The sequence below is a fragment of the Pseudomonas anuradhapurensis genome (assembly GCF_014269225.2).
Classification (GTDB): Bacteria; Pseudomonadota; Gammaproteobacteria; order Pseudomonadales; family Pseudomonadaceae; genus Aquipseudomonas; species Aquipseudomonas anuradhapurensis.
The window spans coordinates 3,282,539-3,304,841 of record NZ_CP077097.1 but is presented as its reverse complement, the minus strand read 5'-3'; the positions used below and the strand labels follow the sequence as shown (position 1 = coordinate 3,304,841).

The 22,303-nt window shown below is 63.7% G+C and carries 19 protein-coding genes; 9 read left to right on the top strand and 10 right to left on the bottom strand.

All coding sequences use genetic code 11. The features are described from left to right. Positions 1-59: 59 nt before the first annotated feature. The 5 genes from purB to HU763_RS15415 form a co-directional block, all read right to left on the bottom strand. Complete coding sequence (gene purB / locus HU763_RS15435; RefSeq protein ID WP_170030578.1) at positions 60-1,430, bottom strand: adenylosuccinate lyase; 1,371 nt, start codon at positions 1,428-1,430, stop codon at positions 60-62. Positions 1,431-1,617: 187 nt separating this feature from the next. Then, the gene (gene hflD / locus HU763_RS15430) at positions 1,618-2,244 is read right to left on the bottom strand and encodes a high frequency lysogenization protein HflD (protein WP_170030576.1); all 627 of its coding nucleotides are present in this window, start codon (positions 2,242-2,244) and stop codon (positions 1,618-1,620) included. Then, positions 2,241-3,365: a tRNA 2-thiouridine(34) synthase MnmA gene (gene mnmA, locus HU763_RS15425; RefSeq protein ID WP_170030574.1), complete on the bottom strand. Its 1,125-nt coding sequence runs from the start codon at positions 3,363-3,365 to the stop codon at positions 2,241-2,243. The genes hflD and mnmA overlap by 4 nt, the downstream gene beginning before the upstream one ends. Before the next feature lie 59 nt (positions 3,366-3,424). After that, positions 3,425-3,865 carry an NUDIX hydrolase gene (locus tag HU763_RS15420; RefSeq protein WP_186686987.1) on the bottom strand — a complete coding sequence of 147 codons (441 nt, stop codon included), beginning with the start codon at positions 3,863-3,865 and terminating at the stop codon, positions 3,425-3,427. Between the two features lie 191 nt (positions 3,866-4,056). Next, the gene (locus HU763_RS15415; protein WP_186686989.1) at positions 4,057-6,282 is read right to left on the bottom strand and encodes an NADP-dependent isocitrate dehydrogenase; all 2,226 of its coding nucleotides are present in this window, start codon (positions 6,280-6,282) and stop codon (positions 4,057-4,059) included. A 417-nt stretch (positions 6,283-6,699) separates the two neighbouring features. Here HU763_RS15415 and icd point away from each other — a divergent pair, with 417 nt between their 5' ends. Then, complete coding sequence (gene icd / locus HU763_RS15410) at positions 6,700-7,956, top strand: NADP-dependent isocitrate dehydrogenase (protein WP_186686991.1); 1,257 nt, start codon at positions 6,700-6,702, stop codon at positions 7,954-7,956. Between the two features lie 70 nt (positions 7,957-8,026). On the opposite strand, the gene cspD is transcribed toward icd, so the two are convergent. Then, positions 8,027-8,284, bottom strand: coding sequence for a cold shock domain-containing protein CspD (cspD, locus tag HU763_RS15405; protein ID WP_170030566.1), 258 nt, complete (start codon positions 8,282-8,284; stop codon positions 8,027-8,029). 230 nt (positions 8,285-8,514) lie between these two features. Between cspD and clpS the strand changes: the two genes are divergently transcribed. Together clpS and clpA are read left to right on the top strand one after the other, a co-directional pair. Further along, positions 8,515-8,877, top strand: a complete 363-nt coding sequence (clpS, locus tag HU763_RS15400; RefSeq protein WP_013973290.1) for an ATP-dependent Clp protease adapter ClpS — start codon at positions 8,515-8,517, stop codon at positions 8,875-8,877. Between the two features lie 30 nt (positions 8,878-8,907). Further along, positions 8,908-11,178, top strand: coding sequence for an ATP-dependent Clp protease ATP-binding subunit ClpA (clpA, locus tag HU763_RS15395; RefSeq protein WP_170030564.1), 2,271 nt, complete (start codon positions 8,908-8,910; stop codon positions 11,176-11,178). 166 nt (positions 11,179-11,344) lie between these two features. On the opposite strand, the gene infA is transcribed toward clpA, so the two are convergent. The 3 genes from infA to aat form a co-directional block, all read right to left on the bottom strand. Further along, positions 11,345-11,563, bottom strand: a complete 219-nt coding sequence (gene infA / locus HU763_RS15390) for a translation initiation factor IF-1 (protein ID WP_002553999.1) — start codon at positions 11,561-11,563, stop codon at positions 11,345-11,347. A gap of 102 nt (positions 11,564-11,665) precedes the next feature. After that, entirely contained in the window at positions 11,666-12,373 is a 708-nt protein-coding gene (locus tag HU763_RS15385) for an arginyltransferase (RefSeq protein WP_170030562.1), read from the bottom strand. A gap of 56 nt (positions 12,374-12,429) precedes the next feature. Next, positions 12,430-13,110, bottom strand: coding sequence for a leucyl/phenylalanyl-tRNA--protein transferase (gene aat / locus HU763_RS15380; RefSeq protein WP_186686994.1), 681 nt, complete (start codon positions 13,108-13,110; stop codon positions 12,430-12,432). A gap of 444 nt (positions 13,111-13,554) precedes the next feature. Between aat and HU763_RS15375 the strand changes: the two genes are divergently transcribed. The 6 genes from HU763_RS15375 to cysG all read left to right on the top strand — a co-directional run bounded on the left by HU763_RS15375 (position 13,555) and on the right by cysG (position 21,167). Beyond that, on the top strand, positions 13,555-16,068 hold the full coding sequence (locus HU763_RS15375; protein WP_186687003.1) for a DNA translocase FtsK: 2,514 nt from the start codon (positions 13,555-13,557) through the stop codon (positions 16,066-16,068). 63 nt (positions 16,069-16,131) lie between these two features. After that, complete coding sequence (gene lolA / locus HU763_RS15370; protein ID WP_170030555.1) at positions 16,132-16,755, top strand: outer membrane lipoprotein periplasmic chaperone LolA; 624 nt, start codon at positions 16,132-16,134, stop codon at positions 16,753-16,755. A 12-nt stretch (positions 16,756-16,767) separates the two neighbouring features. Then, entirely contained in the window at positions 16,768-18,093 is a 1,326-nt protein-coding gene (locus HU763_RS15365; protein ID WP_170030553.1) for a replication-associated recombination protein A, read from the top strand. Continuing rightward, positions 18,090-18,464 (top strand): fluoride efflux transporter CrcB, encoded by a 375-nt coding sequence (gene crcB / locus HU763_RS15360; RefSeq protein WP_186674646.1) that lies wholly within the window; start codon positions 18,090-18,092, stop codon positions 18,462-18,464. Before HU763_RS15365 ends, crcB begins: the two co-directional genes overlap by 4 nt. A gap of 30 nt (positions 18,465-18,494) precedes the next feature. Beyond that, positions 18,495-19,775, top strand: a complete 1,281-nt coding sequence (gene serS / locus HU763_RS15355; RefSeq protein WP_170030549.1) for a serine--tRNA ligase — start codon at positions 18,495-18,497, stop codon at positions 19,773-19,775. Beyond that, entirely contained in the window at positions 19,776-21,167 is a 1,392-nt protein-coding gene (cysG, locus tag HU763_RS15350) for a siroheme synthase CysG (protein WP_170030547.1), read from the top strand. It abuts the gene before it with no gap. A 136-nt stretch (positions 21,168-21,303) separates the two neighbouring features. Here the strand turns inward: cysG and HU763_RS15345 are convergent, their stop codons facing one another. After that, the gene (locus HU763_RS15345; RefSeq protein WP_186687006.1) at positions 21,304-22,263 is read right to left on the bottom strand and encodes a glutathione S-transferase family protein; all 960 of its coding nucleotides are present in this window, start codon (positions 22,261-22,263) and stop codon (positions 21,304-21,306) included. Positions 22,264-22,303: the final 40 nt, after the last annotated feature.

The following is a 22,303-nucleotide window of genomic DNA, read 5'->3' as shown; positions in this document are numbered from 1 at the left end:
CATTTTCGTCCGCGAATAAAAACGCCCGGCAAGGCCGGGCGTTGAACGCGACGGTCAGCTTAGATGCGTTTGGCCTGTGCTGCCGCGTTGCCGATGTAGGTAGCCGGGGTCAGCTGCTTGAGCTCGGCCTTGGCTTCGGCTGGCATGTCCAGGCCATCGATGAAGGTCAGCAGCGCTTCCGGGGTAATGCCCTTGCCACGGGTCAGCTCCTTGAGCTTCTCGTAGGGGTTTTCGATGTTGAAACGGCGCATTACGGTCTGGATCGGTTCGGCCAGCACTTCCCAGCAGGCGTCCAGGTCGGCGGCGATGCGGGCTTCGTTGACTTCCAGCTTGCCGATGCCTTTCAGGCTGGCTTCGTAGGCGATGACGCTGTGGGCAAAGCCCACGCCCAGGTTGCGCAGCACGGTGGAGTCGGTCAGGTCACGCTGCCAGCGCGATATCGGCAGCTTGCTGGCCAGGTGCTGGAACAGCGCGTTGGCGATGCCCAGGTTGCCTTCGGAGTTTTCGAAGTCGATCGGGTTGACCTTGTGCGGCATGGTCGACGAGCCGATTTCGCCGGCGACGGTCTTCTGCTTGAAGTAGCCCAGCGAGATGTAGCCCCACACGTCACGGTCGAAGTCGATCAGGATGGTGTTGAAGCGGGCGATGGCGTCGAACAGCTCGGCGATGTAGTCGTGCGGCTCGATCTGGGTGGTGTACGGGTTGAACTGCAGGCCCAGCTCGTCTTCGATGAAGGCGCGGGCGTTCTGCTCCCAGTCGATCTGCGAGTAGGCCGACAGGTGGGCGTTGTAGTTGCCCACGGCACCGTTGATCTTGCCCAGCAGCGGCACGGCGGCAACCTGGGCGATCTGGCGCTCCAGGCGGTACACCACGTTGGCCAGCTCTTTGCCCAGGGTAGTCGGCGATGCCGGCTGGCCGTGGGTACGCGACAGCATCGGCACGTCGGCATGGGCGTGGGCGAGGGCGCGGATGGCGTCGGCGATCTGGCGCATCAGCGGCAGCAGCACGTCGTCGCGGCCGGCACGCAGCATCAGCGCGTGGGACAGGTTGTTGATGTCCTCGCTGGTGCAGGCGAAGTGGATGAACTCGCTGACCTTGGCCAGCTCAGGCAGCTTGGCGGCCTGCTCCTTGAGGAGGTATTCGATCGCCTTGACGTCGTGGTTGGTGGTGCGCTCGATTTCCTTGACGCGTTCGGCGTGCTCAAGCTTGAAATCGGTGGCCAGGCTGTCCAGCAGGGCGTTGGCTTCGGCGGAGAACGCCGGCACTTCGCCGATCTGCGGGTGGGCGGCCAGGCGCTGCAGCCAGCGCACTTCGACCAGGGCGCGGAAACGGATCAGGCCGAATTCGCTGAAAATGGGGCGCAAGGCCTGGGTTTTGCCGGCATAACGGCCGTCTACAGGGGAAACCGCAGTGAGCGAAGAGAGCTGCATGGGGTGTTCTCGGACAGTCAGGCTTTTGGAAGGGCGCATATCATACATGAATTTTGCCTGTAGGAGCGGCCTTGTGTCGCGAAAGGGTCGCGCAGCGGCCCCGGCAATCTGTGCTAGGGCGGCAACTCCGGGGCTGCTGCGCAGCCCTTTCGCGACACAAGGCCGCTCCTACAACGGGGCATCGCCTTCAGGAAGGCGAACGCATCATGTCGTACAGTTCGTTGAGCAACTTGCGCCGGCTGAACACCAGCTGCCAGCGGTGGCCGCCCAGCTGGCGCCACAGGCGGGCGGCGCGGATACCGGCGAGCAGCAGGGCGCGGATCTTCGAGGCGTTGCTGGCCTGCTGCAGGAAACGCATGTCGCCATGCACCTGGATACGCTGGCGCAAGGTGCTCAGGGTGTCCTGGTACAAGGCTCCGCTGGAAGCGATGACGTTTTCGTGAACCAGGCCGAAGTGCTCGGCCTGGGACTGGATTTGCGGCAGGCGGTTGCCGATGGTGTCGAGCAGGTCGGCGCGCTTGTTCAACTGGCGCTCCAGGCCGAGTATCGACAGGGCATAGCGCAGCGGCTCACGCTGCAGGCTGCTGGGGTCGCGCTCCAGGGCACCGACCAGCGCACGGTAGCCGTCGCGCAGGTTGAGGTCGTCGCCGCCGAACACCTCCAGGGTGTCCTTGGGGTCACGCACCAGCAGGCTGCCCAGCATGCAACCGATGTTGGCCTCGCTGGCCTGCCCGGTGCGGGCGATGCGGTCCACCAGCACCGCGGCCTGGAACACGCCACCCAGCGCAATCAGCTGCTCCTGCAGGTTGCTCATGCGCGCGGGCTCCACGGCTCGGCGGTCTCGATCACGCCACCACCCAGGCACACCTCGCCATCGTAGAACACCACCGACTGGCCGGGCGTGACGGCGCGCTGCGGTTCGTCGAACACGGCGCGGTAACCGCTTGCGCTGCGCTCCAGGGTGCAGCGCTGGTCGCCCTGGCGGTAGCGAACCTTGGCGGTGAGCTGCCGCGGGCTGGCGAGGTCGATGGGGTTGACCCAGAAGATTTCCGAGGCCAGCAGGGCCCGCGAGAACAACCAGGGGTGGTCGTTGCCCTGGCCAACCACCAGCACGTTGCGCGCCAGGTCCTTGTGCAGCACGTACCACGGCTCGTCACCGGCATCCTTCAGGCCGCCGATACCCAGGCCCTGGCGCTGGCCGATGGTGTGGTACATCAGGCCGTGGTGGCGGCCGATCACTTCGCCGTCGGTGGTTTCGATGTTGCCCGGCTGGGCTGGCAGGTACTGCTTGAGGAAGTCGCTGAAACGGCGCTCGCCGATGAAGCAGATGCCGGTGGAATCCTTTTTCTTGGCGGTGGCCAGGCCATGTTTTTCGGCGATGGCGCGCACTTCGGGTTTTTCCAGTTCGCCAACCGGGAACAGGGTACGGGCGATTTCCTTGCCGCCGACGGCGTGCAGGAAGTAGCTCTGGTCCTTGTTCGGGTCCAGGCCCTTGAGCAGTTCGGTGCGTTCGCCGGTGTCGCGGCGGCGCACGTAGTGGCCGGTGGCGATCAGGTCGGCACCCAGCGACAGGGCGTAGTCGAGGAACGCCTTGAACTTGATTTCGCGGTTGCAGAGGATGTCCGGGTTGGGCGTACGGCCGGCCTTGTATTCCTCGAGGAAATGCTCGAAGACGTTGTCCCAGTATTCGGCAGCGAAGTTGGCGGTGTGCAGCTTGATGCCGATGCGGTCGCACACGGCCTGGGCGTCGGCCAGGTCTTCACGGGCGGTGCAGTATTCGGTGCCGTCGTCTTCTTCCCAGTTCTTCATGAACAGCCCTTCCACCTGGTAGCCCTGCTCCATGAGCAGAAGGGCGGAGACGGAAGAGTCCACGCCGCCGGACATGCCGACGATGACGCGGGTCTTGGCGGGGTCTTTGAGTGCTGGGCTGGTCATGGTTACCGGTGTGTATCAGGGGGGAAAAGCGCCGATTCTATCAAACCCGCGGCGCCACGTCAGTCGCGCAGCAGGTCGAGACTGTGCAACGGGCCTTTCAGGTAGTCATCGAGGCAGCGTGGTACCAGCTCGCTGCGCCAGCGGGCCGGGTCGGCCAGCAGTTGCTCGCGGGTCAGCCACACGGCGCGGACGATGTCGCTGTCCAGGGCCAGGTCGGCGTGGTGGCGCACGGGGCGGGCGGCGAAGCAGATGCGCTGGTAGGTCACGCCGTTGTTGGGCGCGGTGTACAGGTAGATGCCGACCACCCCGGTCAGCTCGACTTCCCAGGCGGTTTCTTCGAGGGTTTCGCGCAGGGCGGCCTGGGGCAGGGTCTCGTTGGGTTCGAGGTGGCCGGCGGGTTGGTTGAACACGTGCTGGTTGGCTTTGAATTCTTCGACGAAGAGGAACTTGCCTTCGCGTTCGACGATGGTGGCGACGGTGATGTGGGGTTGCCAGGTCATGAACAGCTCCTTAGAGGCCTGCGCAGCCCATGTGGGAGCGGGTTTACCCGCGAATGCTTCAGTGGCTTCGCCATCGCATTCGCGGGTGAACCCGCTCCCACAGGGTCCGCGCGGGCAGCCAGAAATCGTTTATCCAGAAAGCACAAACCCCGGTGCGTGGCCGGGGTTTGTGCGGTTACTTCAAGCGAACCTTACAGGGCGGCAATGGCGCTGTTCAGGGTCTGGCTTGGGCGCATCACCTTGGCGGTCAGCTCGGCATCCGGGGCGTAGTAGCCACCGATGTCGGCCGGCTTGCCCTGAACGGCGTTGAGCTCGGCGACGATGGTCTCCTCGTTCTCGGTCAGGGTCTTGGCCAGTGGGGCGAAGCGCGCCTGCAGGGCAGCGTCGTCGGTCTGCGCAGCCAGGGCCTGGGCCCAGTACAGGGTCAGGTAGAAGTGGCTGCCACGGTTGTCGATACCACCGACTTTGCGCGAAGGCGACTTGTTGGTGTCGAGGAACTTGCCGGTAGCCTGGTCCAGGGTGTTGGCCAGCACTTTGGCGCGCGGGTTGTCGTAGGTGTTGCCCAGGTGCTCCAGAGAAGCGGCCAGGGCCAGGAATTCACCCAGCGAATCCCAACGCAGGAAGTTCTCTTCCACCAGCTGCTGCACGTGCTTCGGTGCCGAACCGCCGGCGCCGGTTTCGAACAGGCCACCGCCGTTCATCAGCGGCACGATCGACAGCATCTTGGCGCTGGTGCCCAGTTCCATGATCGGGAACAGGTCGGTCAGGTAGTCGCGCAGCACGTTGCCGGTCACGGAGATGGTGTCCTTGCCTTCGCGGATGCGGGCCAGGGAGAACTTGATGGCGTCCACCGGGGCCAGGATGCGGATGTCCAGGCCGGAAGTGTCGTGATCCTTCAGGTACTTCTGCACCTTCTCGATCATCACGCCGTCGTGGGCGCGGGCCGGGTCCAGCCAGAACACTGCCGGGGTGTTGCTCAGGCGGGCACGGTTGACGGCCAGCTTGACCCAGTCCTGGATCGGGGCGTCCTTGACCTGGCACATGCGGAAGATGTCACCGGCTTCGACGTTCTGCTCGAGCACGACCTTGCCTTTGCTGTCGACCACGCGAACAACGCCGTCGGCCTTGATCTGGAAGGTCTTGTCGTGGGAGCCGTACTCTTCGGCCTTCTGTGCCATCAGGCCAACGTTCGGCACGCTGCCCATGGTGGTCGGGTCGAAGGCACCGTTGGCCTTGCAGTCTTCGATGGTGGCCTGGTAGATACCGGCGTAGCAGCGGTCCGGGATGATTGCCTTGGCGTCCTGCAGTTCGCCGGCGGCGTTCCACATCTTGCCCGAGTCACGGATCATGGCGGGCATCGAGGCGTCGACGATGACGTCGCTCGGCACGTGCAGGTTGGTGATGCCCTTGTCGGAGTTGACCATGGCCAGGGCCGGACGCTGGGCGTACAGGGCCTGGATGTCGGCTTCGATCTCGGCCTGCTTCTCGACTGGCAGGTCCTTGACGCGGGCGTACAGGTCGCCGATGCCGTTGTTGGCGTTGAAGCCTACTTCGGCAAGGGCAGCGGCGTGCTTGGCCAGCACGTCGCCGTAGAACTCTTCGACGATGACGCCGAACATGATCGGGTCGGAGACCTTCATCATGGTGGCTTTCAGGTGCACCGACAGCAGGACGCCAGAGGCCTTGGCATCGGCGATCTGCTCGGCGATGAAGGCTTTCAGGGCCTTGCGGCTCATGGTGGCGCAGTCGATGACTTCAGCGGCTTTGACGGCGGTCTTTTCCTTCAGCACGGTGGTGCTGCCGTCTTTGCCCACCAGCTCGATGCGCAGGGTGTCGTCGGCTTCGATCAGCGCGGCTTTCTCGCTGCCGTAGAAGTCGCCTTGGGTCATGTGGGCGACGTGCGACTTGGAGTCGGCAGCCCAGGCGCCCATCTTGTGCGGGTGCTTGCGCGCGTAGTTCTTCACCGACAGTGGTGCACGGCGGTCGGAGTTGCCTTCGCGCAGTACCGGGTTGACGGCGGAGCCTTTGATGCGGTCGTAGCGGGCGCGGGATTCTTTCTCTTCCGCGGTGGCCGGCTCGTCGGCATAGTCAGGGATGTTGTAGCCCTTGGCTTGCAGTTCCTTGATCGCGGCTTTCAGCTGCGGTACCGAGGCGCTGATGTTCGGCAGCTTGATGATGTTGGCTTCGGGGGTGGTAGCCAGCTGGCCCAGTTCCGCCAGGTGATCGCCTACTTGCTTCTCTGCGCCCAGTTGCTCCGGGAAGGCGGCGAGGATACGGCCAGCCAGGGAGATGTCGCGGGTTTCGACGGCGATGTCAGCCGAAGCGGTGAAGGCTTCGATGATCGGCAGCAGCGAGTAGGTGGCGAGGGCGGGGGCTTCGTCGGTGAAGGTATAGATGATCTTGGAACGGGTGGGCATGCGGGTTAACTCTCTGTGTGCTGAGCGTGCTCGAGTCTCGTGGTGCGCAGGGTAGGCGCATCGCCCTGGCAGCGCCATGAGCGGAAAGTCGAGAGGCTGCGAGCGGTGATGGTGGATGCATCAGTCGAGCGTCAAGTGCTGAACTGCGGTAACAGCCCAGGCTTAGTGGCCGTTCATGGCCGAGGGCGGTCCGCATTTTTCCAAGGGATCGCCCCGATGACCCTTCGGTCGCGGCGCAGTATACCAAACCATTCGGGCTAATCAGCAAGGCCAAGTGATATCGGCCCATTTATAAGACCAAAGACGTACCCGCAATGTGGTCGGTTGTCGCATGCCTTGCACCTCGGCAGATGTGGTTTAGTCTCATTGGATCGCAGATGACCAAACACACATACCCGACAGCGGAGTAGTGCAAGCATGGGATACCAGAAAATCAAGGTTCCGACCGACGGCGCCAAGATCACCGTCAATGCCGACCATTCGCTCAACGTGCCTGACAACCCGATCATTCCCTATATCGAAGGCGATGGCATCGGCGTGGATGTCTCGCCGGTCATGATCAAGGTGGTCGACGCCGCCGTGCAGAAGGCCTACGGCGGCAAGCGCAAGATCGCCTGGATGGAGGTGTACGCTGGCGAGAAGGCCACCCAGGTGTACGACCAGGACACCTGGTTGCCGCAGGAAACCCTCGATGCCGTGCGTGATTACGTGGTGTCGATCAAGGGGCCGCTGACCACGCCGGTGGGCGGCGGTATCCGTTCGCTCAACGTAGCCTTGCGCCAGCAGCTCGACCTGTACGTGTGCCTGCGCCCGGTGCTGTGGTTCCAGGGCGTGCCAAGCCCGGTGAAGAAGCCTGGCGACGTCGACATGGTGATCTTCCGCGAGAACTCCGAGGACATCTATGCCGGCATCGAGTGGAAGGCCGGTTCGCCCGAGGCGAACAAGGTGATCAAGTTCCTCAAGGAGGAAATGGGCGTCACCAAGATCCGCTTCGACCAGGACTGCGGTATCGGCGTCAAGCCGGTGTCCCGCGAGGGGACCAAGCGCCTGGTGCGCAAGGCCTTGCAGTACGTGGTGGACAACGACCGCGAATCGCTGACCCTGGTGCACAAGGGCAACATCATGAAGTTCACCGAAGGCGCCTTCAAGGACTGGGGCTACGAGGTGGCGCGTGACGAGTTCGGTGCCGAATTGCTCGACGGCGGCCCGTGGATGAAGTTCCGCAACCCCAAGAGCGGCCGCGAGGTCATCGTCAAGGACGCCATCGCCGACGCCATGCTGCAGCAGATCCTGTTGCGCCCGGCCGAGTACGACGTGATTGCCACCCTCAACCTCAACGGTGACTACCTGTCCGATGCCCTGGCGGCAGAGGTGGGCGGCATCGGCATCGCGCCGGGGGCCAACCTGTCCGACACGGTGGCCATGTTCGAAGCTACCCATGGCACCGCGCCCAAGTATGCCGGGCAGGACAAGGTCAACCCAGGGTCGGTGATCCTCTCGGCTGAAATGATGCTGCGGCACATGGGCTGGACCGAAGCGGCCGACCTGATCATCAAGGGCACCAATGGCGCGATTGCCGCCAAGACGGTGACCTACGACTTCGAGCGGTTGATGGAGGGCGCCACCCTGGTCAGCAGTTCAGGCTTTGGCGATGAAATGATCAAGCATATGTGAGGCAACGCAAAACCGGCCGCTTCCGTAAGGAGGCGGCCGGTTTTTTGCCTGCCGACAGGCGCCGCGGCACTCAGGCGTCGGCAGGGCTGCCGGCGGAATGGGCGCTGGCGGCGGAGGGGCTGGGGGCTTTGTTGCTGATATTCACCGCGTGCAGGCCTTTGGGGCCCTGGACGATTTCGAAACTCACCGCCTGGCCGGCCTTCAGGGTCTTGTAACCGTCCATCTGGATGGCCGAATAATGAGCGAACAAGTCTTCGCTCTTGCCCTCTTCATTGATGAACCCGTAGCCCTTGGCATTGTTGAACCACTTGACTTTACCGCTTGCCATCCCTATGTCCCTCTGCAAAGGACTCCATCACTGGAGTATCATCCACTTCATCCGCATACGAACCTTGCGAAAAATCTGGTTGACTGCGCGGATCTTTATCGACCACGGTGGGTTCTTATTGTTTGTAACACCGTTTTGCCGTTAGTCAAGGTCACGCGGCGCGTGCTCCGGTGGCGGCTTTTGCAGTCAACCCACAACCTTAACCTGTCGCTCATGATGAAATTCTTTCCATGCATGCACCTAGTGAGATTCGACTAACATTCAATCAGGATCGCCCGCAATCGAATGAGGACGACGGCTCAGGTCTTGCGGTTCAGGAAGCCAAGCCGATCCTGCAGGCGCCACCGATGTACAAGGTGGTTTTGTTCAACGATGACTACACGCCGATGGATTTCGTCGTCGAAGTGCTCGAGACGTTCTTCAATCTGAACCGCGAGCTGGCGACCAAGATCATGCTGACCGTCCATACCGAAGGGCGGGCAGTGTGCGGATTGTTTACCCGTGACATCGCCGAAACAAAGGCTATGCAGGTCAACCAATACGCCAGGGAAAGCCAGCATCCGCTACTCTGTGAAATCGAGAAGGACGGTTAAAAGCCGACCACTTGGGTATGAGGTGAAGCTATGTTAAACCGCGAGCTCGAAGTCACCCTCAATCTTGCCTTCAAGGAGGCCCGTTCGAAGCGTCATGAGTTCATGACCGTCGAGCATCTGCTGCTGGCACTCCTTGACAATGAGGCTGCCGCGACCGTTCTGCGCGCCTGTGGCGCCAATCTCGACAAGCTCAAGCACGACCTGCAAGAGTTCATCGATTCCACCACCCCACTGATTCCGGTCAACGACGAAGACCGCGAAACCCAGCCGACCCTGGGCTTCCAGCGCGTGCTGCAGCGTGCCGTGTTCCACGTGCAAAGCTCCGGCAAGCGTGAAGTCACCGGCGCCAACGTGCTGGTAGCGATCTTCAGCGAACAGGAAAGCCAGGCCGTGTTCCTGCTCAAGCAGCAGAGCGTGGCCCGCATCGACGTGGTCAACTACATCGCCCACGGCATCTCCAAGGTGCCGGGCCATGGTTCGCATTCCGAAAACGACCAGGAAATGCAGGACGATGAAGGCGGCGATACCGCTTCTTCGAGCAACCCGCTGGATGCCTATGCCAGCAACCTGAACGAGCTGGCCCGTGCCGGCCGTATCGACCCGCTGGTCGGTCGCGAGCAGGAAGTGGAGCGCGTGGCGCAGATCCTGGCGCGGCGGCGCAAGAACAACCCGCTGCTGGTGGGTGAAGCCGGCGTGGGCAAGACTGCCATCGCCGAAGGCCTGGCCAAGCGTATCGTCGATGGCCAGGTGCCCGACCTGCTGGCGCAGAGCGTGGTGTATTCCCTCGACCTGGGCGCGCTGCTGGCCGGTACCAAGTACCGTGGCGACTTCGAGAAGCGCTTCAAGGCGCTGCTCGGCGAGCTGCGCAAGCGCCCGCAGGCGATCCTGTTCATCGACGAGATCCACACCATCATCGGTGCCGGTGCGGCATCGGGCGGGGTGATGGATGCGTCCAACCTGCTCAAGCCGCTGCTGTCGTCGGGCGAAATTCGCTGCATCGGCTCGACCACGTTCCAGGAATTCCGTGGCATCTTCGAGAAGGACCGCGCCCTGGCGCGGCGCTTCCAGAAGGTCGATGTCAGCGAGCCATCGGTGGAAGACACCGTGGGCATCCTGCGTGGCCTGAAAGGTCGCTTCGAAAGCCACCACAACATCGAGTACAGCGACGAAGCCCTGCGCGCCGCCGCCGAACTCGCTTCGCGCTATATCAATGACCGGCACATGCCGGACAAGGCCATTGACGTCATCGACGAAGCCGGTGCCTACCAGCGCCTGCAGCCGGAAGCCAACAGGGTCAAGCGTATCGACGTGCCGCAGGTCGAGGACATCGTCGCCAAGATCGCGCGGATTCCGCCAAAACACGTCACCAGTTCCGACAAGGAGCTGCTGCGCAACCTCGAGCGCGACCTGAAACTGACCGTGTTCGGCCAGGATGCGGCCATTGATTCGCTGGCCACCGCCATCAAGCTGTCGCGCGCCGGCCTCAAGTCGCCAGACAAGCCGGTCGGTTCGTTCCTGTTCGCCGGCCCGACCGGCGTCGGCAAGACCGAAGCAGCGCGGCAACTGGCCAAGGCACTGGGCGTGGAGCTGGTGCGCTTCGACATGTCCGAATACATGGAGCGCCACACCGTGTCGCGCCTGATCGGTGCGCCGCCCGGTTATGTTGGCTTTGACCAGGGTGGCTTGCTGACCGAGGCAATCACCAAGCAACCGCACTGCGTATTGCTGCTCGACGAAATCGAGAAGGCCCACCCGGAAGTCTTCAACCTGCTGCTGCAGGTGATGGACCACGGTACCCTGACCGACAACAACGGGCGCAAGGCCGACTTCCGTAACGTGATCCTGATCATGACCACCAACGCCGGTGCCGAAACGGCCGCGCGGGCCTCGATCGGCTTCACTCACCAGGACCACGCGTCCGATGCCATGGAAGTCATCCGCAAGAGCTTCACGCCGGAGTTCCGCAACCGCCTGGACACCATCATCCAGTTCGGCCGCCTGAGCCACGAGACGATCAAGAGCATCGTCGACAAGTTCCTTATCGAACTGCAGGCGCAGCTGGAAGACAAGCGGGTGCTGCTGGAAGTCAGCGATGCCGCGCGCGGCTGGCTGGCGGCCTCGGGCTACGACGTGCAGATGGGCGCGCGGCCGATGGCGCGGCTGATCCAGGACAAGATCAAGCGGCCATTGGCCGAGGAGATCCTGTTTGGCGAGCTGGCCGAGCATGGTGGCGTGGTGCACGTCGACCTGCGCGATGGCGAACTGGTGTTCGACTTCGAAACCACGGCTGAGGTTGCTTGATAGATGGGGCCGCTTTGCGGCCCTTCGCGGACACGCCCGCTCCCGCAGGTAATAGCTATCCCCCTGTGGGAGCGGGCGTGCCCGCGAAGGGCTGCAAAGCAGCCCCCTAAAGTCCTGAAGGCACAAAAAAGCCCGGCACATGGCCGGGCTTTTTCATGGCTTGAGCTTAGCGCGCACGGTAGGTGATGCGGCCCTTGCTCAGGTCGTACGGCGTCAGTTCGACGCGGACCTTGTCGCCAGTGAGAATACGGATGTAGTTCTTGCGCATCTTTCCGGAGATGTGCGCGGTTACGACGTGCCCGTTTTCCAACTCCACGCGGAACATGGTGTTGGGCAGGGTGTCGACGACAGTACCTTCCATTTCGAAGCTGTCTTCTTTCGACATGCAGTAGAGCCCTCGGATCCAGTGTTGGCCCGACGCATAACCGCACCGGGCAAAAAAGTGGCGTGGATTATGCCCGAAAATTGTGTGTCAAGCCAATGCCTTTCAGTTGAGGGTGACCCAGCGTTGGTTGATCAGCAGTTCGATGGGCCGATATTGCGTCTTGTAGTTCATTTTCTTGCAGTTCTTGATCCAGTAGCCCAGGTACACCGCCTCCAGGTCCTGGCGCAGGGCTTCGGTGATCTGCCAGAGGATGGCGAAGCGGCCCAGGCTGCGGCGTTCTTCTTCCGGCTCGTAGAAGGTGTACACCGCCGACAGGCCGTTGGGCAGCAGGTCGCACACGGCCACCGCCATCAGGCGGCCTTCCAGGCGGAATTCGTAGAACCAGCAGAACGGCAGGTCGCGTACCAGAAACGTGGAAAACTGGTCGCGGCTGGGCGGGTACATGTCCCCGTCGGCATGGCGCGTTTCGATATAGCGCCGGTACAGGTCGAAGTACTCTTCCTTGAACGCCGGGCGTGCCGCGGTCACGGTCAGGTCGGCGTTGCGCTTGAGGATGCGGCGTTGCTGGCGGTTGGGGATGAAGCGCGCCGCGGGGATGCGTGCCGGTACGCAGGCATTGCAGTTCTGGCAATGCGGGCGGTACAGGTGGTCGCCACTGCGACGAAAGCCCATCTCCGACAAATCGGCGTACACATGCACGTCCATCGGCTGGCTGGGGTCGAGGAACAGCGTGGTGGCCTGTTCGTCGGGCAGGTAGCTGCAGGAGTGGGGTTGAGTGGCATAGAACTTCAACCGCGCCAACTCTGTCATGATCAACCCCCTCGGTGAGACTTTGTTTTAAGTGTATGCCAGCTATGGGAACTCGCCTAGGGAACCCAGGTAGCGCTGTTGGGCTGGTCGAGGTGGCGTGCCAGGTAGCCGGCGAACTCGGCGCGGCTGATGGCCTGGGCGCCCAGGCTGTGCAGATGGTTGGTCGGCATCTGGCAATCGATGAGGACGAAGCCGGCCTGGCGCAGGTGGTTGACCAAGGTCACGAAGCCGACCTTGGAAGCATTGTCGGCGCGGCTGAACATCGATTCGCCGAAGAACAGCTGGCCCATGGCCAGGCCGTACAGGCCGCCGACCAGCTCGCCGTCCTGGCGCACTTCCACCGAATGGGCGATGCCGCGCTGGTGCAGTTCGCAGTAGGCAGCGCGCATGGTGTCGGTGATCCAGGTGCCATCGGCGTAGTCGCGAGGGGCGGCGCAGGCGGCGATCACGGCGGCGAAGTCGGTGTCGAAGCTGACCTGGTAGCGGCCCTGGCGCAGCAGCTTGGCCAGCGACCGCGATACGTGCAGCTGGTCCGGAAACAGTACCGTGCGCGGGTCGGGTGACCACCAGAGGATTGGCTGGCCGTCCTGGTACCAGGGGAAGCAGCCATGGCGATAAGCCTGCACCAGGCGCTCGGGGCTCAGATCGCCGCCGGCGGCCAGCAGGCCGTTGGGCTCGTGCAGGGCTTTTTCCAGAGGTGGGAAGGTCAGCGAGTCGCGGGTCAGCCAGGTGAGCATGGTCTATCGTGCGGTGGGGGAGGGGAGCAGGCAGCATGGCTTGGGTGGCAAGCAGGGTCAATCTCTTTGGCTTCTTCGCGGGCACGCCCGCTCCCACAGGAACCCAGCAGCCATCACGGTTTGCACCCGGCTCGTGGTAAGGGGCATGGCCACGAAATGGCCGGCACAGGCGATGAAAAAGGCAATTTCCTACACATTCATCCAAGCGCAGGCACCATCCGCTACATTTGCTGTCACACCTGTGCAAAAACACAGCATAAGCCTTTGTCACAGAAGACAATGCGTGGTCAAATTGCAGCTATGTGAAAGTCGTCCCCGGCCAAGCCCCCATGCGGCGCCCTGCCATGGCGGCCGGCGGGCAGTAATGTTAAAAGTAGTGGTTCATTGGCCGTACCGCCGGCCGATCACTATTGGACGCGCAGCACGCGCAGGAATAGACGCGTTTTGAAGAAATCCACCGCAACCCCAGCTCCCTTGCCCGTGCCCCTGTGGCGGCAGCAGCTGCATTATCGCCTCAAGGAAGGTGCGCTGATCGCTGTCGGCGCCCTGTGCCTGTACCTGTGGATGGCGCTGCTCACCTACGACACGTCGGACCCGGGCTTCAGCCACACCAGCAACGTCGACCAGGTGCAGAACGCCGCCGGGCGTGCCGGTGCCTACTTCGCCGACATCCTGTTCATGGTGCTGGGCTACTTCGCCTATATCTTCCCGTTGCTGCTGGCGATCAAGACCTGGCAGATCTTCCGCGAACGCCACCAGCCCTGGGACTGGAGCGGCTGGTTGTTCTCCTGGCGGCTGATCGGCCTGGTGTTCCTGGTGCTGTCCGGTGCGGCGCTGGCGCATATCCATTTCCACCCGCCGGCGAGCATGCCGTTCTCGGCCGGTGGTGCGCTGGGCGAGAGCCTGGGGGACCTGGCGCGCAACCTGCTGAACGTGCAAGGCAGCACGTTGATGTTCATTGCCCTGTTCCTGTTCGGCCTGACCGTGTTCACCGACCTGTCCTGGTTCAAGGTGATGGACCTGACCGGCAAGATCACCCTCGACCTGTTCGAGCTGATGCAAGGCGCCGCCACCCGTTGGTGGGAAGCCCGCAACGAGCGCAAGCGCCTGGAGGCGCAACTGCGCGAGGACGAACCGGTATTCAAGGCCGCACCGGTACCGGCTGCCGACAAGCACGAGCAGCCGGCACGGCCAGCGCTGCGCGAGCGCCTGTTCAAGCGTGAGGAAGCCCCCGCGCAACCGGTTGAGCCACGCGAGCCTACCCTGTCGCGCGAGCCGGTGGTGGCGCGCGAGGCCATTGCAGCGCGCGAGCCGGTAGTGCCACGCGAGCCAGTGGTGCAGCGTGAACAACCCGCGGCCCCGCCGATCGTACCGCCGTCTGCCGCCAGGGCAGCGGAACCGAGCAAGCGGGTGATGAAGGAGAAGCAGGCGCCGTTGTTCATCGACAGCGCCGTGGAAGGCACCTTGCCGTCCATCTCCATCCTCGACCCGGCCGAGCAGAAGAAGATCGAGTATTCGCCAGAATCGCTCGCCGGTGTCGGCCAGCTGCTGGAAATCAAGCTCAAGGAATTCGGCGTGGAGGTGACGGTGGACTCGATCCACCCGGGCCCGGTGATCACCCGCTACGAGATCCAGCCGGCCGCGGGCGTGAAGGTCAGCCGCATCGCCAACCTGGCCAAGGACCTGGCGCGTTCGCTGGCCGTGACCAGCGTGCGGGTGGTCGAGGTCATCCCCGGCAAGACCACCGTGGGTATCGAGATCCCCAACGAAAACCGGCAGATGGTGCGCTTCTCCGAAGTGCTGGCCACGCCGCAGTACGACGAGCAGAAGTCGCCGGTCACCCTGGCCCTGGGCCACGACATCGGTGGCAAGCCGGTGATCACCGACCTGGCCAAGATGCCGCACCTGCTGGTGGCCGGTACTACCGGTTCCGGTAAGTCGGTGGGGGTGAACGCGATGATCCTGTCGATCCTGTTCAAGTCCAGCCCGGAAGACGCGCGGCTGATCATGATCGACCCGAAGATGCTCGAACTGTCGATTTACGAAGGCATCCCGCACCTGCTCTGCCCGGTGGTCACCGACATGAAGGACGCCGCCAACGCCCTGCGCTGGAGCGTGGCCGAGATGGAGCGGCGCTACAAGCTGATGGCGGCCATGGGCGTGCGTAACCTGGCCGGCTTCAACCGCAAGATCAAGGACGCCCAGGAAGCCGGCGAAATCATCCATGACCCGCTGTACCGTCGCGAGAGCATGGACGACGAGCCGCCGGCACTGAAGACCTTGCCGACCATCGTGGTCATCGTCGACGAGTTCGCCGACATGATGATGATCGTCGGCAAGAAGGTCGAAGAGCTGATCGCCCGTATCGCGCAGAAGGCGCGTGCGGCCGGTATCCACCTGATCCTCGCCACCCAGCGCCCCTCGGTGGACGTGATCACCGGCCTGATCAAGGCCAACATCCCGACCCGCATGGCGTTCCAGGTGTCGAGCAAGATCGACTCGCGGACCATCATCGACCAGGGCGGTGCCGAACAGCTGCTGGGACATGGTGACATGCTGTACATGCCGCCAGGCACCAGCCTGCCGATCCGGGTGCACGGCGCGTTCGTCTCCGACGACGAGGTACACCGTGTGGTGGAGGCGTGGAAGCTGCGCGGCGCCCCGGACTACAACGACGACATCCTCAACGGCGTCGAGGAGGCCGGCAGTGGCTTCGATGGCGGCAGCGGCGGTGGTGGCGACGGCGATGATTCGGAAAGCGACGCCCTGTATGATGAGGCCGTGCAGTTCGTGCTGGAAAGCCGCCGAGCCTCCATTTCGGCCGTGCAACGCAAACTGAAGATTGGCTACAACCGCGCGGCGCGCATGATCGAAGCCATGGAAATGGCCGGCGTGGTCACCCCCATGAACAGCAACGGCTCGCGGGAAGTGATAGCCCCGGGCGGCCCGCGCGACTGATGAACACCTTGCCGGGCGCCAACGGTGGTGCCCGGCCTATTTCAATGCTCGATGAGGATTCCCATGCGCGCGATTCGCATGCTGTTGGTTTCTGCCCTGACCCTGGGCACGGTTACCGCCTATGCCGGTGAGCAAGATGTACAACGCCTGACCCAACTGCTGGAAAAGTCGCAGACCATCGAGGCCAACTTTTCCCAGCTGACCCTGGACGCCGGCGGCACCAGTTTGCAGGAAACTTCCGGCAAGATGACGGTCAAGCGCCCGGGCCTGTTCTACTGGCACACCGATGCCCCGCAGGAGCAGGTGGTAGTCTCCGACGGCAAGAACGTCACCCTGTGGGACCCGGACCTGGAGCAGGCCACCATCAAGAAGCTCGACGTGCGCCTGAACCAGACCCCGGCGCTGCTGCTGTCCGGGGACGTGTCGAAAATCAGCCAGAGCTTCGATATCACCTCGAAGGAGCAGGGTGAAGTGATGGACTTCACCCTCAAGCCGAAGACCAAGGACACCCTGTTCGACTCGCTGCGCGTGTCGTTCCGCAAAGGCCTGATCAACGACATGCAGCTGATCGACAGCGTCGGCCAGCGTACCAATATCCTGTTCAATGGCGTCAAGGCCAACCAGGCGGTGCCGGACAGCAAGTTCAAGTTCGATATCCCGCAAGGCGCGGATGTCATCAAGGAGTAACCAGAGCCCGCCATGGACCTGTTTCGAAGCGAACCCGTCGCCCAGCCCCTGGCCGCCCGCCTGCGCCCGTCCAACCTGGACGAGTACGTCGGCCAGGAGCACCTGCTGGCGCGCGGCAAACCGCTGCGCGAAGCGCTGGAGCAGGGTGCGCTGCATTCGATGATCTTCTGGGGGCCGCCAGGGGTGGGCAAGACCACCCTGGCGCGGTTGCTGGCACAGTTCTGCGATGCGCACTTCGAAACGGTGTCGGCGGTGCTGGCCGGGGTCAAGGAGATTCGCCAGGCGGTCGAGGTGGCCAAGCAGCAGGCAGGCCAGTATGGCCGGCGGACCATCCTGTTCGTCGACGAGGTGCACCGCTTCAACAAGTCGCAGCAGGACGCCTTCCTGCCGTACGTGGAAGACGGCACCCTGCTGTTCATTGGCGCCACCACCGAAAACCCGTCGTTCGAGCTGAACAACGCGCTGTTGTCACGGGCGCGAGTGTACGTGCTCAAGAGCCTGGACGAGGCGGCGCTGCGCAAGCTGGTCAACCGCGCCCTGAGCGAAGAGCGCGGCCTGGGCAAGCGCAACCTGCGGGTTGGCGAGGACGCCTTCAAGATGTTGATGGCCGCTGCCGATGGCGATGGCCGGCGCATGCTCAACTTCCTGGAGAACGCCTCGGACCTGGCCGAGGATGGCGGCGAAATCGGCGTCGAGCTGCTGCAAAGCCTGCTCGGCGACAGCCGCCGGCGCTTCGACAAGGGCGGCGAAGCGTTCTACGACCAGATTTCCGCTTTGCACAAATCGGTGCGCGGCTCCAACCCGGACGCCGCGCTGTACTGGTTCGCGCGCATGCTCGACGGTGGCTGCGACCCGCTGTACATCGCCCGCCGGGTGGTGCGCATGGCCAGCGAAGACATCGGCAACGCCGACCCGCGCGCGCTCAGCCTGTGCCTGGCGGCGTGGGACGTGCAGGAGCGCCTGGGCAGCCCCGAGGGCGAGCTGGCGGTGGCCCAGGCCATCACCTATATCGCCTGCGCGCCGAAGAGCAACGCGGTGTACATGGGCTTCAAGGCCGCCCTGCGCGAGGCCGCCGAGCATGGTTCGCTGGAAGTGCCGCTGCACCTGCGCAACGCGCCGACCAAACTGATGAAGCAACTGGGCTACGGCGACGAGTACCGCTATGCCCATGACGAGCCCGACGCCTACGCCGCCGGCGAGGATTACTTCCCCGAAGCGCTCGAACCGCGCCAGTACTACCAGCCGGTGCCGCGTGGCCTGGAACTGAAGATTGGCGAGAAGCTGCGCCACCTGGCCGACCTTGACCGCAGCAGCCCCAGACAGCGGAGAAAGCCGTGATTGCATTGATTGCCGCCGTCAGCGCGGGCGGTATTGCCGGTACCTTGTTGCGCTTCGCCACCTCCAACTGGGTGGTTGCCCACTGGCCACGGCACTTCTATCTCGGTACGCTGGCGGTCAACCTGGTTGGCTGCCTGCTGATCGGCCTGCTGTATGGCCTGTTCCTGCACAAGCCGATGGTGCCGATCGAGCTGCGCGCCGGGCTGATCGTCGGCTTTCTGGGCGGCCTGACGACGTTTTCCTCCTTGTCGCTGGATACCGTACGCCTGCTGGAAAGCGGGCAAGTACCGCTGGCGCTGGGCTATACCGCTATCAGCGTGGTGGGCGGGCTGCTCGCGACCTGGGCCGGCCTGTCCCTGACCCGATTCTGAACCAACACCTACACATAACGAGAGAACGATATGCTCGATTCCAAACTGTTACGCGGCCAACTTCAGGAAGTGGCGGATCGCCTGGCCTCCCGTGGCTTCAGCCTGGATGTCGCGCGCATCGAATCACTGGAAGAGCGCCGCAAGGCGGTGCAGACCCGCACCGAGCAGCTGCAGGCCGAGCGTAATGCCCGTTCCAAGTCCATCGGCCAGGCCAAGGCCAAGGGCGAAGACATTGCGCCGCTGATGGCCGACGTCGAGCGCATGGCCAACGAACTGGCGGCCGGCAAGGCCGAGCTGGATGGCATCCAGGCCGAACTGGACGGCATCCTGCTGACCATCCCCAACCTGCCGGACGCCAGCGTACCGGTCGGTGCCAGCGAAGACGACAACGTCGAAGTGCGCCGCTGGGGCACGCCAAGAAGCTTCGACTTCGCCATCAAGGACCACGTCGCTCTCGGCGAAATCAGCGGTGGCCTGGACTTCGAAGCTGCCGCCAAACTGTCTGGCGCCCGCTTTGCCGTGCTGCGTGGGCCAATCGCCCGCCTGCACCGCGCGCTGGCGCAGTTCATGATCAACCTGCACACCGCTGAGCACGGCTACGAGGAGCACTACACCCCGTACCTGGTGCAGGCCCCGGCCCTGCAGGGCACTGGCCAGTTGCCGAAGTTCGAGGAAGACCTGTTCAAGATCAGCCGCGAAGGCGAGGCTGACTTCTACCTGATCCCGACCGCCGAAGTGTCGCTGACCAACCTGGTGGCGGGTGAGATCCTCGATGCCAAGCAGCTGCCGCTGAAGCTGGTGGCCCACACCCCATGCTTCCGCAGCGAAGCCGGTGCTTCTGGCCGTGACACCCGCGGCATGATCCGCCAGCACCAGTTCGACAAGGTCGAGATGGTGCAGGTGGTCGAACCGTCCAAGTCGATGGAAGCCCTGGAAGGCCTGACCGCCAACGCCGAGCGCGTGCTGCAGCTGCTGGAGCTGCCGTACCGCGTGCTGGCCCTGTGCACCGGCGACATGGGCTTTGGCGCGGTGAAGACCTACGACCTGGAAGTGTGGGTGCCGAGCCAGGACAAGTACCGTGAAATCAGCTCGTGCTCCAACTGCGGCGATTTCCAGGCGCGCCGCATGCAGGCCCGCTGGCGCAACCCGGAAACCGGCAAGCCAGAGCTGGTGCACACCCTCAACGGCTCCGGCCTGGCCGTAGGCCGTACCCTGGTGGCCGTGCTGGAAAACTACCAGCAGGCCGACGGTTCGATCCGTGTGCCGGAAGTGCTGAAGCCATACATGGGCGGCGTCGAGGTCATCCGCTAAATGGATTACCTGCCGCTGTTCCACAAGCTGCAGGGCGGCCGCGTGCTGGTCGTCGGCGGCGGTGAGATCGCCCTGCGCAAGGCGCGCCTGCTGGCCGATGCCGGTGCCGCGCTGCGCGTGGTGGCGCCGGAGGTCGACGGCCAACTGGCCGCGCTGGCCCGGGAAGGTGGCGGTGAGGTGCTGGTGCGTGGCTATCAGGCAGCCGACCTGGTCGGTTGCCGGCTGGTGATCGCAGCCACTGATGACACTGGGCTCAACGCTCAGGTGTCGGCCGACGCGCAGGCCCTCAGCCTGCCAGTCAATGTGGTGGATGCGCCGGCCCTGTGCACGGTTATTTTCCCGGCGATCGTTGACCGCTCACCCTTGGTGATTGCAGTTTCCAGCGGCGGTGACGCGCCGGTGCTGGCGCGCTTGATTCGGGCCAAGCTCGAGGCTTGGATTCCCTCGGCCTATGGCGAGCTGGCCGGGCTGGCAGCGCGGTTCCGGCACAAGGTCAAATCCTTGTACCCGGACGTCAACCAGCGCCGCGGCTTCTGGGAAACCGTGTTCCAGGGCCCGATTGCCGAACGCCAGCTGGCCGGGCAGGGCGCCGAGGCCGAGCGCCTGCTGCAGGCGATGGTGGACGGCGCGCCGGTGCAGCAGGGCGGTGAGGTGTATCTGGTGGGTGCCGGCCCGGGCGATCCGGACCTGCTGACCTTCCGGGCCTTGCGCCTGATGCAACAGGCCGACGTGGTGCTGTACGACCGCCTGGTGGCACCGGCGATCATCGACATGTGCCGGCGTGATGCCGAGCGTATCTATGTGGGCAAGCGCCGTGCCGAGCATGCCGTGCCACAGGACCAGATCAACCGCCTGCTGGTCGACCTGGCCCGGCAGGGCAAGCGAGTATTGCGCCTGAAGGGCGGCGACCCGTTCATTTTCGGGCGCGGTGGCGAAGAGATCGAAGAGCTGGCCGAGCAGGGCATCCCGTTCCAGGTGGTGCCGGGCATTACCGCGGCCAGTGGCTGTTCCGCCTATGGCGGGATTCCGCTGACTCACCGTGATTATGCGCAGTCGGTGCGCTTCGTGACCGGGCACCTCAAGGATGGTACCAGCAACCTGCCTTGGGACGACCTGGTGGCACCGGCGCAGACCCTGGTGTTCTACATGGGCCTGGTCGGTTTGCCGACCATCTGTGCCGAGCTGATTCGCCATGGCCGCGCGGCCAGTACCCCGGCAGCGCTGGTGCAGCAGGGGACCACGCGTAATCAGCGGGTGTTCACCGGTACCTTGGCAGACCTACCGGACTTGGTGGCGCGGCATGAAGTGCATGCGCCGACCCTGGTGATTGTCGGGGAAGTGGTGCAGTTGCGTGACAAGCTGGCCTGGTTCGAAGGTTCGCAGAACAGCTGAAATCGCTGGGGCCGCCTTGCGGCCCATCGCGACACAAGGCCGCTCCTACACGGATACCGCGCCGCTCCCGAGCTGTGCGGTGCCCCTGTAGGAGCGGCCTTGTGTCGCGATGGGCTGCAAAGCAGCCCCGAATGCCTTAATCCTGCCAGATCCCTTCGCCCGGCAACCGCTCGCGATCATGCTGCAGGCTGAAGTCCTGCAGCGGCCCCTTGGGCACGATCCCGTTCGGGTTGATGGTCTTGTGGCTCATGTAATAGTGCTTCTGGATATGCTCCATGTTCACCGTGCCCGCCACCCCCGGCCACTGGTACAGCTCGCGCAGCCAGTTTGACAGGTTGTGGTAATCGCTCAGGCGCCGCAGGTTGCATTTGAAGTGGCCGTGGTACACCGCATCGAAGCGCACCAGGGTGGTAAACAGGCGCACATCGGCTTCGGTCAGGTACTCGCCTGCCAGGTAGCGGTTGCGGCTGAGCAGGTCTTCCAGGTAGTCCAGTTCGTTGAATACCTCGTCGAACGCCGTTTCGTAGGCCTCTTGCGTGGTGGCGAAGCCTGCGCGGTATACGCCGTTGTTCACCGCCGGGTAGATACGCTCGTTCAGTGCCTCGATGGTCGGGCGCAGCGGCGTGGGGTAGAGGTCCAGCGTATTGCCGGTCAGCTCGTTGAACGCGTTGTTGAAGATGCGGATGATCTCCGACGATTCGTTGTTGACGATGCGCTTGGCTTGCTTGTCCCACAGCACCGGTACTGTGACGCGGCCGGTGTAGTGCGGGTCATCCTGGGTATAGCGTTGGTGCAGGTACTGCAAGGCGTCGAGCTGGTCACCGGAGGAGCCTTGCTGCTGATCGAAGGTCCAGCCATGGTCCTGCATCAGCCAGCTGACCACCGACACATCGACCAGTGGTTCCAGGCCCTTGAGGGCGCGGACGATCAGGGTGCGGTGTGCCCAGGGGCAAGCCAGCGAGACATACAGGTGGTAACGGCCGGCTTCGGGGGCGGGCAGCGGGTTGCGGCGCTGGGCATTTTCACGCTTGAACGTACCGTCCTTGCCGTTTTCATACCACTGGTCATGCCAGCGGCCATCGATCAAAAGGCCCATGGTGAGCTCCTGGAACAAAGTGATTTGTCGTTGGAGCCCA

Bases quoted from the DNA above. Each gene is read 5' to 3' on its own strand.
- purB (WP_170030578.1), bottom strand. From the start codon at position 1,430: ATGCAGCTCTCTTCGCTCACTGCGGTTTCCCCTGTAGACGGCCGTTAT.
- hflD (WP_170030576.1), bottom strand. From the start codon at position 2,244: ATGAGCAACCTGCAGGAGCAGCTGATTGCGCTGGGTGGCGTGTTCCAG.
- mnmA (WP_170030574.1), bottom strand. From the start codon at position 3,365: ATGACCAGCCCAGCACTCAAAGACCCCGCCAAGACCCGCGTCATCGTC.
- HU763_RS15420 (WP_186686987.1), bottom strand. From the start codon at position 3,865: ATGACCTGGCAACCCCACATCACCGTCGCCACCATCGTCGAACGCGAA.
- HU763_RS15415 (WP_186686989.1), bottom strand. From the start codon at position 6,282: ATGCCCACCCGTTCCAAGATCATCTATACCTTCACCGACGAAGCCCCC.
- icd (WP_186686991.1), top strand. From the start codon at position 6,700: ATGGGATACCAGAAAATCAAGGTTCCGACCGACGGCGCCAAGATCACC.
- cspD (WP_170030566.1), bottom strand. From the start codon at position 8,284: ATGGCAAGCGGTAAAGTCAAGTGGTTCAACAATGCCAAGGGCTACGGG.
- clpS (WP_013973290.1), top strand. From the start codon at position 8,515: ATGCATGCACCTAGTGAGATTCGACTAACATTCAATCAGGATCGCCCG.
- clpA (WP_170030564.1), top strand. From the start codon at position 8,908: ATGTTAAACCGCGAGCTCGAAGTCACCCTCAATCTTGCCTTCAAGGAG.
- infA (WP_002553999.1), bottom strand. From the start codon at position 11,563: ATGTCGAAAGAAGACAGCTTCGAAATGGAAGGTACTGTCGTCGACACC.
- HU763_RS15385 (WP_170030562.1), bottom strand. From the start codon at position 12,373: ATGACAGAGTTGGCGCGGTTGAAGTTCTATGCCACTCAACCCCACTCC.
- aat (WP_186686994.1), bottom strand. From the start codon at position 13,110: ATGCTCACCTGGCTGACCCGCGACTCGCTGACCTTCCCACCTCTGGAA.
- lolA (WP_170030555.1), top strand. From the start codon at position 16,132: ATGCGCGCGATTCGCATGCTGTTGGTTTCTGCCCTGACCCTGGGCACG.
- HU763_RS15365 (WP_170030553.1), top strand. From the start codon at position 16,768: ATGGACCTGTTTCGAAGCGAACCCGTCGCCCAGCCCCTGGCCGCCCGC.
- serS (WP_170030549.1), top strand. From the start codon at position 18,495: ATGCTCGATTCCAAACTGTTACGCGGCCAACTTCAGGAAGTGGCGGAT.
- cysG (WP_170030547.1), top strand. From the start codon at position 19,776: ATGGATTACCTGCCGCTGTTCCACAAGCTGCAGGGCGGCCGCGTGCTG.
- HU763_RS15345 (WP_186687006.1), bottom strand. From the start codon at position 22,263: ATGGGCCTTTTGATCGATGGCCGCTGGCATGACCAGTGGTATGAAAAC.